The 16,169-nt window shown below is 41.5% G+C and carries 15 protein-coding genes; 3 read left to right on the top strand and 12 right to left on the bottom strand.

The genetic code is table 11. The features are described 5' to 3' along the window. Positions 1-44: 44 nt before the first annotated feature. From KJS58_RS04035 to KJS58_RS04075, 9 genes are all read right to left on the bottom strand, one after another. On the bottom strand, positions 45-1,094 hold the full coding sequence (locus tag KJS58_RS04035) for an ABC transporter substrate-binding protein (protein WP_213530669.1): 1,050 nt from the start codon (positions 1,092-1,094) through the stop codon (positions 45-47). Between the two features lie 312 nt (positions 1,095-1,406). Continuing rightward, positions 1,407-2,033 carry a helix-turn-helix transcriptional regulator gene (locus KJS58_RS04040; protein ID WP_160032586.1) on the bottom strand — a complete coding sequence of 209 codons (627 nt, stop codon included), beginning with the start codon at positions 2,031-2,033 and terminating at the stop codon, positions 1,407-1,409. A gap of 20 nt (positions 2,034-2,053) precedes the next feature. Continuing rightward, positions 2,054-2,953 carry an oxygen-dependent tRNA uridine(34) hydroxylase TrhO gene (gene trhO, locus KJS58_RS04045; RefSeq protein ID WP_213530671.1) on the bottom strand — a complete coding sequence of 300 codons (900 nt, stop codon included), beginning with the start codon at positions 2,951-2,953 and terminating at the stop codon, positions 2,054-2,056. A gap of 335 nt (positions 2,954-3,288) precedes the next feature. After that, positions 3,289-4,119 (bottom strand): carbohydrate ABC transporter permease, encoded by an 831-nt coding sequence (locus KJS58_RS04050; protein ID WP_213530673.1) that lies wholly within the window; start codon positions 4,117-4,119, stop codon positions 3,289-3,291. Further along, the gene (locus tag KJS58_RS04055) at positions 4,119-4,985 is read right to left on the bottom strand and encodes a carbohydrate ABC transporter permease (RefSeq protein WP_213530675.1); all 867 of its coding nucleotides are present in this window, start codon (positions 4,983-4,985) and stop codon (positions 4,119-4,121) included. The genes KJS58_RS04050 and KJS58_RS04055 overlap by 1 nt, the downstream gene beginning before the upstream one ends. Positions 4,986-5,065: 80 nt before the next feature. After that, positions 5,066-6,301, bottom strand: a complete 1,236-nt coding sequence (locus tag KJS58_RS04060) for an ABC transporter substrate-binding protein (protein WP_374705780.1) — start codon at positions 6,299-6,301, stop codon at positions 5,066-5,068. Between the two features lie 248 nt (positions 6,302-6,549). Continuing rightward, entirely contained in the window at positions 6,550-7,473 is a 924-nt protein-coding gene (locus KJS58_RS04065) for a prenyltransferase (RefSeq protein WP_213530677.1), read from the bottom strand. Positions 7,474-7,652: 179 nt separating this feature from the next. Beyond that, the gene (gene lspA / locus KJS58_RS04070; RefSeq protein WP_213530679.1) at positions 7,653-8,120 is read right to left on the bottom strand and encodes a signal peptidase II; all 468 of its coding nucleotides are present in this window, start codon (positions 8,118-8,120) and stop codon (positions 7,653-7,655) included. Positions 8,121-8,261: 141 nt separating this feature from the next. Beyond that, positions 8,262-9,209, bottom strand: a complete 948-nt coding sequence (locus KJS58_RS04075; RefSeq protein ID WP_213530681.1) for a nucleoside hydrolase — start codon at positions 9,207-9,209, stop codon at positions 8,262-8,264. A 219-nt stretch (positions 9,210-9,428) separates the two neighbouring features. On the opposite strand from KJS58_RS04075, the gene KJS58_RS04080 reads away from it, so the two are divergent. Both KJS58_RS04080 and KJS58_RS04085 read left to right on the top strand, forming a co-directional pair. Then, positions 9,429-9,878 carry a DinB family protein gene (locus tag KJS58_RS04080; RefSeq protein ID WP_213530683.1) on the top strand — a complete coding sequence of 150 codons (450 nt, stop codon included), beginning with the start codon at positions 9,429-9,431 and terminating at the stop codon, positions 9,876-9,878. Positions 9,879-10,035: 157 nt separating this feature from the next. Continuing rightward, a complete protein-coding gene (locus tag KJS58_RS04085; RefSeq protein WP_213530685.1) occupies positions 10,036-10,956 on the top strand; it encodes a DUF6612 family protein in 921 nt (306 codons plus the stop codon). A 189-nt stretch (positions 10,957-11,145) separates the two neighbouring features. Here the strand turns inward: KJS58_RS04085 and KJS58_RS04090 are convergent, their stop codons facing one another. From KJS58_RS04090 to KJS58_RS04100, 3 genes are read right to left on the bottom strand one after another with little or no spacing between them, the layout of a single operon-like run. Next, positions 11,146-11,433 (bottom strand): hypothetical protein, encoded by a 288-nt coding sequence (locus tag KJS58_RS04090; protein WP_213530687.1) that lies wholly within the window; start codon positions 11,431-11,433, stop codon positions 11,146-11,148. A gap of 32 nt (positions 11,434-11,465) precedes the next feature. Then, positions 11,466-13,883 carry a restriction endonuclease-like protein gene (locus KJS58_RS04095; protein WP_213530689.1) on the bottom strand — a complete coding sequence of 806 codons (2,418 nt, stop codon included), beginning with the start codon at positions 13,881-13,883 and terminating at the stop codon, positions 11,466-11,468. Then, entirely contained in the window at positions 13,855-15,480 is a 1,626-nt protein-coding gene (locus tag KJS58_RS04100; RefSeq protein ID WP_213530691.1) for an McrB family protein, read from the bottom strand. The genes KJS58_RS04095 and KJS58_RS04100 overlap by 29 nt, the downstream gene beginning before the upstream one ends. 254 nt (positions 15,481-15,734) lie before the next feature. Between KJS58_RS04100 and KJS58_RS04105 the strand changes: the two genes are divergently transcribed. Further along, entirely contained in the window at positions 15,735-16,148 is a 414-nt protein-coding gene (locus tag KJS58_RS04105) for a very short patch repair endonuclease (RefSeq protein ID WP_213531055.1), read from the top strand. Positions 16,149-16,169: the final 21 nt, after the last annotated feature.

The following is a 16,169-nucleotide window of genomic DNA, read 5'->3' on the forward strand; positions in this document are numbered from 1 at the left end:
CATTGCTGTCCTGTTTCTAGTTACCATACATCTTGCCTAACCTATTACTGAATAATATTGGTTTCCTGATCTGTTACACTTGCCTTCATTTCCTCTGTGACTTCAATTCCTTGTTCTGTAGCCGCACTGAGGTTAAGAATAAGATCAAGTTTGTCTGGTACGGTAATCGCAAGATCGGCTGGATTTGCGCCATTTTTCAAAATATCTACAGCCATTTCGCCTACTTGATATCCATGGTCAAAATATTTAAAACCTACGGTTGCGAATGCACCTTTCTCTACCGTATCACGGTCACTGGAGAAGAACGGGATGTCTTTATCGTTCGCAATTTTGATAATCGTATCTACCGCACTTACCACGGTATTATCGAGTGTAATGTAGAGGGCATCTACTTTACTGACTAGGGAATCCGCTGCCTGCTGTACCTCGGACGTATTCGTTACTGAGGCTTTAATGAGTTCTATATCATGCTCCTTGAAAGCCGCTTCCGCATTCCCTGCCATAACTACCGCATTCGCTTCTCCTTCATTAAGTACAAGGCCGACTTTTTTAATCTCCGGCATTTGTTTTGCAATGAAAGAAGCCAATGTCTTAATTGCTTCTGGATTCGTATCCGATGCTCCTGTAACATTGCCGCCCGGCTTCTCTAGATTGGTCACAAGTTTTGCATCAAGAGGATCTGTTACTGCGGCGAACAATACAGGCTTATCTTTGACTTGCTGAACGACAGCTTGAGCAGAAGGGGTAGCTATACCGAGCACAAGATCACTTTTATCTGTAGCAATCTTCTGAGCAATGGATAGGTTATTCGCAGCATCGGCCTGTGCATTGTTCAGGTCAATTTTCAGGTTGTCTTCCTCTACCAGACCGCCGTCCTTCAATGCAGCAATAAATCCATCTCTTGTGGCATCAAGCGAAGGGTGTTCAACGTACTGCGAGATCGCAATGGTATACGCCTTCTTCTCGCCTGCCACATCTCCACCTTCCCCGCCCGAGGTACCGTTCGTACCAGTACTCCCTGCATCGTTTCCACAACCTGCTGCCAAAGCCATCGAAGCACCAAGAATCAAAGACATCCACATTTTTTTCTTCATATATAAGACCCCTCTCTTTTTCTTCTCGCTTACTTTGCTTCCATTTAATACCTCTAACATACAGTGTCACATAGTAGCATTACTGTGTTAAAGCACACGGAGCTGAAAAGGCATAATTCCTCCATGATGAAACCGTTTGTAAGAATCTTAAAAATAGGACGACCAGTCATTTATTAACGCATGGTCAGAAACAACTTTTCCCTAATATTACGGGTGCTTGTACTATTCGTCAATTACTACTTTTACTGGAAGTACAAATATAAAAAGAAAACGCCACAATAGAACCGAAGTTCCATTATGACGTTTCCATAATTAAGATGGTTTTATCTTATACGTACAGCAGCGTCCGCCTTTGGCAAGGCATTCGGTGCGGGTTACCGAAGCTTGCAGCAGGGATTCAAATAATTCTAACTCACAGCGGCATGCCTGTTGATATACATCGGCAACCTCAGAAATCGGACAGTTGTATTCACGAAGAATATATCCTTCTTCGTCCTCAGTGAGTTCGGTCATATAACCGCCATCATTTTGAATCCGTGCCAAAGAATGAACACGGCTTTCTAGATCTTTGTCTTCCATCTCTTTAATATATCGTTCGCGAAGCTTGTTTCTGCGCCTCTCAAATAACAGATCGATCATTTCCTCACCGGCTTCGTCTTGTAGTTCCTCAAGCAGATCCAGCGTAACCTTTGGATAGGTTTTGGGGAACAACGTTTCGCCTGTATCCGTGAGTCCATACACGGCAGAAGGACGGCCAGCAGTCTGCCGAACTAAATGAGGGGCAATATACCCGTCCTTCTCCAGTGTTGCAAGATGCCTGCGTACCGCCATCTCTGTAATCTTCAGTTCGGCAGTGATCTCACGGGCACTCAGCGGACCTTGAAGCTTTAACATGTGCAGCACTTGCTGGCGTGTTGACATATCTCTTGGTGCACTCATAAGAATCACCTGCTTTCGTATTATGAAATCGAAGCAGCCGCTATGTTTGCTTTTTCCCGGCAAGCATCCGAACAGAACAAGTCATGCTCTTCCGCACAAGAATCACAGGACACATACTGTAAATTACATGTCGGGCAGTTCACATATTGGTCTTCTATCGTTCCGCAGTGATAGCAGGAAGCAATCACAATATCTTCGTCTGTACGATTAATCGGTACAGAAATACGTTCGTCAAATACATAGCATTTACCGTCAAACAGTCTGCCCTGAACCTCAGGATCTTTACCATAAGTAACGATTCCGCCTTCAAGCTGAGCGACATCCTGGAATCCTTCTTTTAGCAAGAAACCGGTAAGTTTCTCACAGCGAATACCGCCTGTGCAATACGTAATGACTTTCTTGTCTTTCACATCACCCAGGTTCTCACGAATCCACTGCGGGAATTCACGGAAAGACTCGACTTCAGGGCGGATCGCTCCGCGGAAATGTCCAATTTCATATTCATAATCGTTACGGCCGTCAATTACCACAACATCATCGCTTTGCAGCTCTTCATAAAATTCTTTAGGAGAGAGGCGTTTGCCGAACAAGACGTTTGGATCCAGCTCTTCTTCATAGCGGAAAGTCACTAGTTCTTTTTTGTGACGCACAAACATTTTTTTGAACGCGTGACCTTCTACTTCGTCAATCTTAAACCATATATCGCTAAACAGCGGGTTTGCTTTCATATCCTGCATGTATTGCTCTGTTTGTTCATAAGTTCCCGATACCGTTCCGTTAATTCCTTCTTCCGCAATCAGTATCCGGCCTTTCAGTCCAAGATCCTTGCAATATTGTAAATGTTCCTGAGTTAACGTCTCTGGATCATCAATGTGGACAAATTTATAGTACAGCAGTACACGGTAATTAGATTGACTCATTCTCTGTTTCCACCTGTCATTATTTATAGTTCCAAGCTATGAATTAGACGACAACAACGAGGAAGTAAACCTTACTGTTGTTCACTTCGCAGTTCAATTACAGACCCTTAAACAACAAGAAGCAGCCACAAGAAGGATGAAAAAGATCCCTCTGCCGCTACATGTAAATTCATGGTCAAAATGATATTCCTAGTCTAACGAAGTGTCTCTACTTAGTCAATATAAAGGTATAAAAAGTTGATTAAGTCCTTCTTCTTGATCCTCCTTTTTTAATAAAAAAACGCCCTGCACTTCCCTTGTTAGGAAATACAAGACGTTCTTATTTAGCTAGAGTATTAAGCTTTGATGGACCCCTGAGTTACTCCGTTAATAATCCACTTCTGAGCAAAGATGTAGATGATGATCATCGGCAGCATTGCCATGAGATAAGAAGCGAAGGCCAGGTTAAAGTCCGTGTTAAACTGTCCTTGGAAAATATACTGCACAAGCGGCAGTGTATACTGACGTTGATCGCTAATCATAATCAGCGGCAGCAGGAAGTCATTATACGTTGATAAGCACGTCAGAATTCCGACAGTAGCACTCATGGGAGCAAGCAGCGGGAAGATAATGCGCCAGAATGTACCCCAAGTCGTTGCTCCATCCACTTTCGCTGCTTCTTCCAGTGCCATAGGGATGGAACGAATATAAGCAACATAGATAAAGATATTAAAGGCAAGTCCATACACAGTATGCAGAAAAATGAGACCCACCAAATTCGTCATATGCAGACCAGACGTTAATTTTACGACAGGCAGCATAATGATTTGGAAAGGAATAAACATGGCACTGACAAAATAAAAATATAATCCTTTAAAAAATTTATGATTCATGTTTCTTGCAATCGCATAAGCGACAAGCGAATTTGTCAGCAAAGTAAGAGTGACGGTTGCTGTAGTAACCAAGGTACTGTTCCCGAGTGCTCGGAAGAATCCAGTCATCTCAATCGCTTTTGAGAAGTTACTCCACTGGATATCCGCAGGAAAAGCGAAGATGGACTGACGCATCTGTTCCGGGTTTTTCAGTGCGATGGTAACGGTCATATAGAGCGGAAACAACACCACGATGGTCCCGAGAACGATCAGGGTCATGACGATCCAATTCGTACGATTACGAGGTTTCTTCATTATACGTCACTCTCCCTTCTCTGCAGGAATCGTAGTTGTATGATCGAGATAAAGGCAATCAGAATAAAGTAAATGATGGCATTCGCAGATTGATAAGCAAATTCCCCGCCTTCAAATCCGCCTGTGTAGATCAGATGGGCAATTGACTGGGTTGCCCGCCCAGGTCCGCCATCGGTCATGGCAACAACCAGGTCAAAGACCATAAGCGAGTTCTTCATCGCAAGCACCATATTAATCGTAAAGAAAGGAGCGATCAGGGGGAATGTAATACTCCAGAATTCACGCCATTTTCCTGCCTCGTCTAGATTTGAAGCTTCATATAAATCCGTTGGGATGGTTTGCAGACCCGCTAGATAAAGAATCGTGTTAAAAGCAATCCCTTGCCAAATGGCAACGGTAACCACACCCACCCAAGCCAGATCCTGACTGCCTAGAATGTTCGTTGTCAGCGCCGTAAGCCCCAGGCTTTCTCCCCATAATGGAAATACGTTAGAGAAAAGATAATTGAAAATATAGCCGACAATGAGAATACTCAGAATATTCGGTAAGAAGTAGACTGCACGAAAAAAGTTACGAAACTTAATCTTGGCGTTAAGACCAAGGGCAATGAGTAAACTGATGACATTAATAAAAATCGTAGCAACCACAGCAAACCGGATGGTAAACCAGTAGGCATTCCCAATATTGCTGTCCTGGAACAGGTTAACGTAGTTTTTGAATCCAATAAAATCGTATGTATCTCCGAAACCGTTCCAATTGGTGAACGAGTAGTACAGGCCCTGCAAGGCAGGCAAAGTCATAAATATAAAGAAAAGTACCACAGCAGGCAGAGTCATCCAGTAATACGGAGTGAGCCGGTTCTTCATCTTCCATCCTCCTTAGTGGGGAGAAGGACTTTTGGTTCCTTATTTTCAAAAGCCCGTTCTCTCGTCATTCTCTTGTTGATTTATCTGCGATTCGCTACCTTATCCCACTCTTTATCGAGTTTGGCTAGATACGCGTCAATATCTCCATTTTGCAAAAACTCCTGTACGATAGAATTCAGCTGTACTGCCGAAGGAATATAGTGATCAGCAAAATCGGTAACTTGTCCTTTTTCTATGTAAGGAATTACACCCGCTACACTTGGATCATCCTGCTTCACACCCTCTACAGCAGAAAATAAATTCTGTTCCGTAATGTACTGTTTAATGTTGTCTTCACGAAGCAAAAACTTAATAAATTCCAACGATTCCTCTTTATATTTTGTATCATTAGATACCGTCAGGAGCGTATCGATTCCATTAACAAGATTGATTTCTTCCGGGTTGTTACTCGTCGGAAAAGTAAAAAAGCCAATTTCGATATCCGGATTCGCTTTCCTTATTTCCGGAATTGCCCAAGTTCCTTGTATGTACATAAAGGCTTCGCCATTTGCAAACGCTCGGTTGCCGTCTGCATACGTTTTACCAAAGTTATCACTGTGTCCGTAATCTAGAATGGCCAGCTGTTTCTCCGCGATTTCTCTGTATCTATCCTGAAAAGTCGTTTTGTCTTCTCTACGATCGATATAAAAATCAATACCTTCTAGATTCAGAGCTAACGCATTAAAGGAAAGACTCGCTTGCCAATCATCCTTATAGGTTAAGTAAAATGGAATTTTGCCTGCGTCCTTAATCTTTTTCGCGGTTTCGAGCAGTTCGTCCCAAGTCTTCGGAACGTCCAGCCCCATTTCTTTGAAAAGCGTTTTGTTATACATAATGCCGTTTGCATTCGTTGCATAAGGGATACCGGTAAGCTCGTCCATACCGCTTGTATCTGTTACCATTTGGAGGTAACTCGGATTAATAAGATCGATCATCTCTTGATCCGTTTGTTCCATAAAAATATGGCTTTGCGAGAGGACTGAGAATGTATCCGTCGCTCCAAGCGCTATGATGTCAGGGACATCATTTTTGACAAGTCTTGTCTTGAGTACCGTCTCCGCATCTGGCGGATTCACTTGTGTTACCTCAATCTTGGATTGTTCACTATTGAATTTTTGAACCAACTTGTCGAAGGATTCCTTCGCCTCCGATTTATTCTGAAAAAACTCCAGCTGAATTTTGTCCGATGCTCCGCTGGTACTGCACGCGCTCAATGTCAGCACGGCTCCTCCGATAAGTAAAAGCAGCTTACAACCTTTGAGCATACTAAATCCCATGGTAGCCCCTCCTCATGATGTACATAAAATCGCTTACATTTCCTTATGTAAAAAAATGCGCTGTGCTCGTCCATCGAAAACGATTCACATCACACCCAAATCAACCACTTATCCTTATTAACCTAAATCGCACAAAATTACACATTTTCTTATGTTTTTTATATCCAAATGCTTATAACAAAAAAAGGCCATCTCAGCAAGGAGATGAATCCTTGGAGATAACCTTTGTGTACCATTATAATCGGTTACTACGTTGTCCAAATCTGAATGAATAACGCGATCACCATCATCAGTCCACATAATACAGAAGACTGCTGGGAAGCTCCAAATAGAGGTAAATAAGCTTCCGTAGGATTTTCTTTGTTACTTAGTGTTTTATACACTTTATAAAGCGGAATGACAGAAATGATGGCAATAAGACCATACACCGGCAGTGCACCAAACACAACGGCGATAACCAAAAATACATAAGCAAGGGCGGTCATCATTTTTGATGCGCGCAGCCCCTTCTCTTCTCCCCAGACCACAACTAAAGTGTTCTTACCGGCTGCAGCATCCGCATGTCTATGCAAGAAATGATGATTATACAAAAGCATCGTAGTGAGCATCCCGATCGGGAATGACAATAACAGCGGTGTAAGATGGAATTCACCCGTCTGTACATAGTAAGCACCGAGCACAGGCAAAACGCCAAAGGAGATAAAGATCGCCATCTCACCATACCCTTTTCCTCGGTAACCTAACTTAAGCGGTGGTGCTACATAGAAATAAGCAAGTAAAGCGCCTATTATAGCCAAAACCAGAATAGGCCAACCGCAGATCATCGTAAGTACAAGACCGCACACCGCAGCAAGCAGCAAGAATCCCCAAGTAATACTTGCAAGACGCTTTTCCGATATTTTACCTGACGTTAGAATCGCGGAATGTGTAGCAATGTCACCTTCTAGCTCGACCGCTTTTGTATCTGCCCCGTTGCGGTAATCCCAGAGATCATTGATGAGATTAGAGAAAATATGTGCCGATACGGCCCCCACCAGTGTGACTAAAAATAAAAACCAATGAAACTCTTTCGTCACTGCATAAGCAGCTACCGTTCCGAGAATCACGGGAACAATCATAACCGTTATCGAAAATATCCGGGTAAGTTGTTTAAAAAATTCCCATTTTTTCATGATGTAATAAAATCCTCCTACGAAAATTCATGACCATTGTATAAATACTTTGTGACAATGTTCACACAATGTTAAATTATACACCCAAATTGCCAATTTTGTCATAGGAAAATTATATACTTTTCAAAAAAACATTAATCCTGATGAAAGCAACGAAAGGTATTTCGAAATTGATTCATTTAAGGAAATTTTCTTTTCTTTTGTTGAGAAGAAAAATAATTCAAGATCATCCCTATGATATAGAGAATGATTCCTACATTTAGAGCCAGATCGGCAATATTCATAATACCTCCGCCTTCGGAGAAGACAATAAAATCCGTTACCGTACCATGCCAGAACCGATCGATCATATTCCCCGCTGCACCGCCGACAAGAAATCCCGCTCCTGCATTCGAAATACGGCCCTGAATATCCCCTTTGGACCGATAATAAAGAATAAGACAGATAAAGATGACAGCAACTACACCAAATAAACGAGCATACCCCTGAAATAAGCTGAACGCCATACCTGAATTCTCATAATGCTGGAGTTCATAGATAATTCCTCTTACAGGAATCACTTCAGATATTGCGATATGGTCACGTACCCACCACTTACTGAGCTGATCAAGCAGAATAACAAGAAATGCCGTAAAGTAAAATACCATCACTTCCTCCTTATCCGCGCAATATGTAATCCGTATGTACCTTACTAATGTACCATAGCCGCAGCTTGTACATCTAAGTGAGATTATAGATCAGTGCATACAAAAGAGGCCCCCCACGAATGAGAGTGCCTCCTAGATCCATTAGTTGATAGCCGATAATACATCGATCAGCATCTGTTTAAACGCCTCACGATCTATATCTTCACATACGCGTACATTCGGGGTCTGTCCGAGACGACCATTGATATCAACGACGCTGTATCCTCTTGTATATTGCCCTGCCGCTTCTACATCAACGAAATACGTGCCGGACTTCGTCATAATCGATTCATTCGCAGCAACCGCCATCAGAAGTGTATCTGGGTGTGTCGTGCCCGGAAGTTTATGTACCTCTTTATTAAACTGCATAACCACCTTATTGATATCGATGAAGAATTGAGATCCTTTTGTACCCAGTGCCGCAATTTCTTCATGATCTGCATCATCCATCACCGAATAACGAGTACACATCTCCCAGCCGACCATCGTCATTGGGATACCAGAGTGGAGTACAATTCGTGCTGCTTCCGGATCAGTATAGAAGTTATATTCTGCTGCAGGCGTGATATTACCAAGTGCGTTATTCGCCCCGCCCATGATATAGATATGAGGGATAAGTGGAATAATCGTAGGGTCTTTTTGAATCGCCATTGCAATATTCGTAAGCGGTGCAATCGCCAGAATGTGGATTTCTCCAGGATTTGCATGTACCGTCTCAATGATATAATCTACCGCATGTTTTGTTTCGGGACGCTGAACTGCTTTTGGAAAATGAGCTCCGCCCATGCCGTCATCACCATGTACATCATCTACATAACGGTGCTGAGCTGTTCCGAGGGTAAGCATCGGGCGCTCGATCCCTTTATATACGGGAACTTGTCCACCTTTTCCAGCGACTTGCACCGTATATAATGCGTTCTCTACTTCCTGATTAAACTCTACATTTCCCCCGGTGATGGTGATTCCTTCCACCTGAAAATAATGAAGCGCTGTCAGGATCGCTATCGTATCGTCTCCTGCCGTATCCGTATCAATAATCACTCGTTTCATCTGTATACACTCCCTGTTGTCTTGTTCTTTGCCAAAAAAACATGTACTTCTTTCATTATTGAACCATTTCCCTCATCATTCTTGCAAGTATTTATCTCGCCTTCCACCCTATTAGCATGGTCTCTAATACGGTTACAATATTCCCTTTATTTGCATTCCTTCTTCCTTTTCGTTACCATTTTAAAGAACTCATTACGATTATACAGGAGGATTATTTATATGTTAGAAATGCAAAGCTTTATCCATCGTTGGAACACACACCGTGAAGTGCTACATAAACTCGTTGATCTGAATCAAGAAGGACTTGCTGAGTATAAACCATGGGATGGCAGCATGAGTTATGGAGAACTCGCTCTTCATATTGCCGGCTCGATGGAGATGTTTGCAAATACCGTGATTCGCGGCGAATTCACTCCTCCACAAACAAAAAATGAGTGGACTACGATGGAAGATGTGCGTAACCTCGTTCATCGTTATACAGAGTCTACATCCTCCCTGCTCGCTTCCATTACTGAAGAACAGTTGCAACAAGAAATTGCATTGTTCGGAAAAACAGCACCCGGCTTTGCTATCCTAAACATGGCTCTAGACCATGAAATTCATCATAAGGGGCAGCTGTTCACCTTTGCTCGTGTGGCAGGGGTTAGTGAACTGCCATTCTTCATGTAAAAGCATAGATTTGTCCTCTTTGAACCAGTCCTATACGAAGTTTGTAATGGGCTGGTTCTTCTGTTTTTTACCCAAACTATTTATTTTTCCTGAATTCCAATTCATTGTCTTGAGATCTGGGTAATGAGTAATAACTTTAAGTGGGAGGTATTTTCTTTTGAAAAAGTGGAATGTATTTATGATGGGGATCGTTCTTGTCCTCGTACTCGCAGCTTGCGGCAATAACGATGCCGAGCCAAGCAACGGAGGTACAACAGAAGGAACTCCAACAGCAAACGAACAAACTTCAGGTAACAACGAAGACGTAAATGAGACAGAACAACAAACCCCTACAGCAGAAGAATTACTCACACGGATTACCGAAGCAAGCAAAGGAATTCAGAGTTACTCTATGAACAGCAAAATCGAACAAAACCTCACAGTTACCATGGATGGCCAAGAGCAAAAGCAAGATGTAAATATGGATATGAAAACAGATCTGGTGCTGAACCCTGTCGCTGCATATCAAGAGATCAAAACCTCCATGCCCGGTCAAGAGGGTACACAGGAGATAAAACAGTATATTACGGAAGACGGAGTATACACGCAAATGGGAGATGCTTGGATGTCCCTGCCTGAAGAAGCCACCGCTCCCCTGCTGGAACAGATGAAGAATCAGTCCAACGCAGGTTCTCAGTTCGAACAACTTAGCAGTATCGCAAATGATCTAGCGGTTGAAGAAGAAGGAGATATCTACTGGCTGAAAGCTAACCTTTCCGGCGATAAAGTCAAAGAACTTGCAACCACCATGCTGTCTCAAAGCGGTGCTACCGATCCGCAGATGGCAGCCATGATGCAGCAGATGAACATTAAATCCATGGACATTTCCTATAGTGTAGACAAAGAGACCTACTATCCAAAAGACCTCGTCTACTCCATGAATATGGATATGGACATGGAGGGTCAGGCACTCTCGATTCTAATGAAAATGGACAGCTCACTTAGAGATTACAATAAGATGGAAAGCATAAAAGTACCGCAGGATGTAATCGATAACGCGGTTGAACAGCAGATGCCAGCGGAGACAGCGACACCATAGAAGACATAAAAGAAAAATAGCGACTGATCCCTTGTGGGAAGGTCGCTATTTTTCTTTTTAGGATTCATTTATTTTTAATTGTCTTCTACTATATATATTGACTGTATTCTCTTCATTAAAAGTGATATCGTACCACAGTTCGTACATTTTCTATAGTTTATTCAGGAGATTAGACGGTTGCTTCCTTACCTATGTTCTCAAGTAAACCTCTGATCCCATCGGTATATCTGATGGAACCAAGGATTTCCCAACACATATCCCTATCGTTTTTCTATCAATGAGTGAGTTCGAAACTTGAACGGAAATCACTCTTAAATCTAACTCTTTGTTATCGGGTGTTCGAAGTACAATATCGTCACCTATGCTGCTTTTGATTTCAGGATGACTTAATGTATTAAGTTCAGAATTGACTCCTACAATAATCGTTCCGTGTTCTTTGGATTCAAATACATCTCCAATGTCCAGTAACTTGTGCATTTATAATCTTCCCCTCTATTCTATCGGCCGCTTCATTCGGTATCATTTCGAATTTCTTTGACTTGATGTGCCAAATCGACCTGAGAGTGATCCAATTCTACTTTCACTGTGCCTTTACGCCGCAATTCTCGCCATTCACTCAATTGTTCTTCCGTCTCTAGCTTGAGTTCAGCAATTTCCTTTGCCCGATCGAAAATGTATTTGGATGTGTAAAGCAATCGATAGATACCTAGACCACCCGAGATAATTGGCTCTTCTCGTTTGATCCATTTTTCGACCGATAACTTCACATAAAGCTTATCTTCCGTTCCCTTTCTAGCAGGACGTTCCTTTAATTCACCTCTCCGGACGACTTTCCAGTCCCTTACCTTGCCATACCAATGAATTCCCGTTTCACCCGTACCCGCGAATTTTCCTTTCGACTGATAAAGAGCGACGTACTCAATCTGTGTAAGAATCTTATGGTCGGAGATATTTTCAAGCGGTAGATGATAGTAATGATACTGTAGTGCACTTTCTAATTGAGCAACCTCTCTTAATGATCCTACCAGAACATTTTTACCGGATAGCTTATCCTGATAATAACTTTTCGTCCCGCGAGGACGCGTTGATCGCTCATATGCTTTTTCTGGACTATCCATAATAATCTCATCCAAAAATGCATCCATTAACTCCGTGGAGTTTGGCAAAAAGGGAAACGCACCGACGTTAACGAGCTCAATACTTTTATAAAATTTATGTTCACGATACGTTTTTTCGTCATGATATGGAAATAGTACGTAAGCTCCAAACATACTTCGCTCTAATTCCTGCCCCCCATCAGCATACACAATCGCATCTCTATACCTATGCATTGTATTAATATCATCCTCTTCAGGCCCAGGCTGCTTGTACTTCTGATAATAGTAAGACCCTTCATAGGCAGGGTTAATCCGGTACTTTGCATCAAAGATATATTTGTACTCCATAGCAGACTCATTCTTTTTCAGGGTCAACACATTATCTGGTTTTTGGCCAAGGGTTGCACTACGATCACCACGAGGCAGCGCATTATAGTACAGCGTAAAAATTTCTCCCGTTTTCTGATTACGGTATACCATTTTGGCTGCTTGCGATTTATCCAGCGTAAAAAACACACCCGTACGATTAACCTTAATGATATCTTGTTTTAACAACTCATATTTGCGGGCTAACAGCTCATTAATCTTCAGGAAACACCAGTATTCGTACAGTTGCGCTAAATCCTTCATAGACAATCGGAATAAATCACTGTGTACCGTGAGCCCTTTCATGAGCATCAAGTAACTTCGATATACCTCTCTATATCCTGGTGCCATCTGCAGCACCAGCGTGACGGAGAGTTGTTTCATTTCCCCCACATTCTTCAGAAAATCCAGTTGTAAGAGCCGTTGTAACTGATTCTGCATGGATGTCATTTTCTTATCCAACAAAGGGTCTTGGAGTTTCCCTGATACGGCAAGTTTCATCTTCATCTGTTTCAGTTTCTTAGATACTCGCATTAATACCCATCTAACAAAACGATTCTCCATCGTATCATACTCAGCATGACGTTTCGTTTCGAGGGCATGTGTTGGGTATAGCCGTTGCCCTTGATGCGGAATAAAACCATGCTGTTCATGAGGTGTAAGAAGATGTGGACGTTTTGTTATGTAGGCTATATTCTCTTTGCCTGCTTTCTTTACTTTAGACGCATCGACTACTCTTGGTTCTCTTTCCAGCCTATAATGAGGATTTATATGAATCCGTTCCACTGCTTGCTTAAGCTGATCAAAAACATACTGTAAGATTGTAAAAAACTCCGTAAGACTCTGATGATGTGTCTCTTTTAACCCCATTAGATGATACGTTTTCCTTAAAAAATCAAAAGACAGATTATATATCTGCCGATTAATATCACTTAAGATCATCTGGTAATCTCTTTTGTAATCCATCTTAGAAGGATAGATTTCAAGTTGCAGCTGGAATAACGGTCGTCCTCGGTATTGAAGTTCCAGCTCTGTAAGCCCTACCTCATTCTGAAAATTCAAAATGCCAGAAAGAATCGAACGACCTAGTGGCTTTACAGCCTGACGAATATAAACATTGTTATGATGAAAAGTAAGTTCTGACGTTTGCTTTTTTTCAATGACAAGTTCATATGACTGCGTTTCATAGAATAAAGGGTAGCTTTTGTCCCCTGTCTTCCAAAGAATCAACTTCCCCTGTTCAGGTGAAAAAACATACATATTCTCTAGTACAAGCTCATCCGATAAGATCTCCATCTGCAGGGTGTTCGAATCTATCCATGCTCCTGTATCCTTACGATGGAGTTGTAGAGATTCTACCGTAGGATGATATGGCTTTCCCTGGATATATAGGTTAAAGAGATTGGTCTCTATGCGAACGAGCTCTACACTTTGATTAAGAAAGCCAGTATGAGGTGAATCCATCTTCTTCTAACCTCCGTAACATAAAGGCAATCTTTCGTGCGGATTGCGGATATTTCACATCTACATCCTGCTGCTTTCTGCCGTATTTCCCATACAATTCGGAAGCATCATCTAGCAGATCCTTAATTGGGATAGACTTACCTAGAGCTTCCTGCATCAGCTGCAACAACACTCTTTTTACAGATAAGCTGCTTCCCTGAATTCTTGGTAATATCTTTTGAAGGAGCTGTCCGTCAAAAGCCTTATCAATGGGCATCAGATCAAAGCGCTGATTATACACCATATAAAAACAAATGGAGTCGCGAATTCGGAAGCCGACATGAGAATGAATTTCTTCGAGAATGTTGTTGATTCGAACAAGCTTGTCCGTTGTCGAATGCACCAGTTCTTGATATGTGCTATACACATCGGATAACTGTAAATAATCACTTCTCAGAAACAGATTATTTGCCCCTGAAGATGAAAAACCTTCTTCCTCATCATAATCAGGATATTGCTGAAGATTAATGTAGTTGAACTCAATCGTGTTGGCGCGGTCCAACACCTTTTTGCTAAACGGATGCGTCGTTTCATCCATATTAACCGTTCCAATAACGTACACGTTATCTGGTAGTGATACACCGCCGTACATTGGCCGGTCTTCCTCTCTTAATGATTCAGACCCAATCAGGGGAGAAGTAATAATACGGTCACCGTTCCATTCTTGGGTTTCCATGACGCTTAGAATATCACTAAAATAATACTCCACTCGTGCCAAGTTCATCTCATCCAGGCATATAAAATAAGGCTTGTCCTTATTCTCCGGCTTCAATGCTTCTACCAGCACTTCTGTTAATCTTCCGGGTCTGAAGACACCTGCAAGGTCTTTGTAACCTAAGAGATCAGAAGGATCACTCCAGTCCGGCCTAACGGGAATCAAAGTAAATTGTCCGTTATCCATCGTAGCACCTAATGCTTCAGCAAAAAGTTTTACCAGCTTCGTTTTCCCTGTCCCCGATACACCCGCAAGAATGACAAAGGGCTTTGACTTGAGAGACAAGTAGAAGTTTTCCATGAGGCCATCTGGATAAAGGAACCCTTTATGATGAATATAGCTTTTCACTTGTTCCAGTTGTTCTTTGACTGTTAGTGTCACCGGATTTGGCTCCTTATCTGAAGTAAGTTCTTCTCTACTGTGAAGGACGGAATTTAATTTCAGTTTTTCATTATAATTGTTCAGTTCCTGGAGGGCGTAGTTTTGCAAATCAGTAAGTGTGTCTTCGTTGAACCAATCTGCATTCGCGAAAGTGAGACTCTGATCTACTTGATTGAAATGAAGAACAGATGATAAGGCTTCGATCGGTGTTTTTAATAGAGTCTTTGTCTGACCTAATGAGAATTCATTCCATCCGGACGCTTTCTGTTCTGGCGGTGAATCTACTATATTTCCTTCGTTACTTTGATGTTGGTAATATTTCAAAAACTTCTGAGCTATTTGATCTAGTGAGGCGTGAGCAACTTGGGTTTCCTTATAAGCTTCAATTATGGATAGAATAAGAACCATCTTATATGACTTTTGTCTGGCTCGAAAAATATTTGAAAGTTGCTCTGGCAGCATATTGACCTCCGTGTAGATGACATGATTAATGCAATTTTAAAGAAATAAAAGCAGTTTCCTAATTGAGTTTCAGAGAATAGGATTTACCATGGAAACAAATGATTCACTGATAAATTATAACAACAGTAACCAATTCGTGATGAGTGGGCAAATAAAGATCTATAAGATAACATTCCAATTGTTTACTTTTTACTTAATAAGTTTAATTTAATGGGCAAAGTAATAACTATAACAACGTATTGGAGGTAATCACAATTGATAATCTTAACCCTGAAACACGAAGAAAAAATATGAAAGCAATACGGTCTACCCATACGAAGCTAGAAGATAAGGTATGCAACGAATTATGGAAAAGAGGATACCGCTTTAGAAGAAATGTGAGATCGCTTTACGGAAATCCAGATATAGCAATTAAAAAATATAAAATTGTTATTTTTATTGATTCTTGTTTTTGGCACGGATGCAGTGTTCATGGAAATACTCCAAAAAGCAATCAGGAATATTGGATAATGAAACTAAATAGAAATGTGGAAAGAGACCGTATGGTGACAGATTACTATATTAAAAAGGGATGGGCAATTTTGAGAATATGGGAACATCAATTAAAGAAAGACTTGTTTTTTCAAACAATAGAAGAAGTATGCTCATTTATTGATCAAAAAAAATAGAAGCAGGGCTTCATTAAAAGC

Origin of the sequence: Paenibacillus sp. J45TS6, from assembly GCF_018403285.1 — a bacterium.
Taxonomy (GTDB): domain Bacteria; phylum Bacillota; class Bacilli; order Paenibacillales; family Paenibacillaceae; genus Paenibacillus.

What these genes read in the sequence shown, in the direction of transcription:
- KJS58_RS04065 (WP_213530677.1), bottom strand. Translation starts at nt 7,473, where the DNA reads ATGAAAAAATGGGAATTTTTTAAACAACTTACCCGGATATTTTCGATA.
- KJS58_RS04040 (WP_160032586.1), bottom strand. Translation starts at nt 2,033, where the DNA reads ATGAGTGCACCAAGAGATATGTCAACACGCCAGCAAGTGCTGCACATG.
- KJS58_RS04090 (WP_213530687.1), bottom strand. Translation starts at nt 11,433, where the DNA reads ATGCACAAGTTACTGGACATTGGAGATGTATTTGAATCCAAAGAACAC.
- KJS58_RS04080 (WP_213530683.1), top strand. Translation starts at nt 9,429, where the DNA reads ATGTTAGAAATGCAAAGCTTTATCCATCGTTGGAACACACACCGTGAA.
- KJS58_RS04060 (WP_374705780.1), bottom strand. Translation starts at nt 6,301, where the DNA reads ATGGGATTTAGTATGCTCAAAGGTTGTAAGCTGCTTTTACTTATCGGA.
- KJS58_RS04050 (WP_213530673.1), bottom strand. Translation starts at nt 4,119, where the DNA reads ATGAAGAAACCTCGTAATCGTACGAATTGGATCGTCATGACCCTGATC.
- trhO (WP_213530671.1), bottom strand. Translation starts at nt 2,953, where the DNA reads ATGAGTCAATCTAATTACCGTGTACTGCTGTACTATAAATTTGTCCAC.
- KJS58_RS04075 (WP_213530681.1), bottom strand. Translation starts at nt 9,209, where the DNA reads ATGAAACGAGTGATTATTGATACGGATACGGCAGGAGACGATACGATA.
- KJS58_RS04100 (WP_213530691.1), bottom strand. Translation starts at nt 15,480, where the DNA reads ATGCTGCCAGAGCAACTTTCAAATATTTTTCGAGCCAGACAAAAGTCA.
- KJS58_RS04055 (WP_213530675.1), bottom strand. Translation starts at nt 4,985, where the DNA reads ATGAAGAACCGGCTCACTCCGTATTACTGGATGACTCTGCCTGCTGTG.
- lspA (WP_213530679.1), bottom strand. Translation starts at nt 8,120, where the DNA reads ATGGTATTTTACTTTACGGCATTTCTTGTTATTCTGCTTGATCAGCTC.
- KJS58_RS04035 (WP_213530669.1), bottom strand. Translation starts at nt 1,094, where the DNA reads ATGAAGAAAAAAATGTGGATGTCTTTGATTCTTGGTGCTTCGATGGCT.
- KJS58_RS04095 (WP_213530689.1), bottom strand. Translation starts at nt 13,883, where the DNA reads ATGGATTCACCTCATACTGGCTTTCTTAATCAAAGTGTAGAGCTCGTT.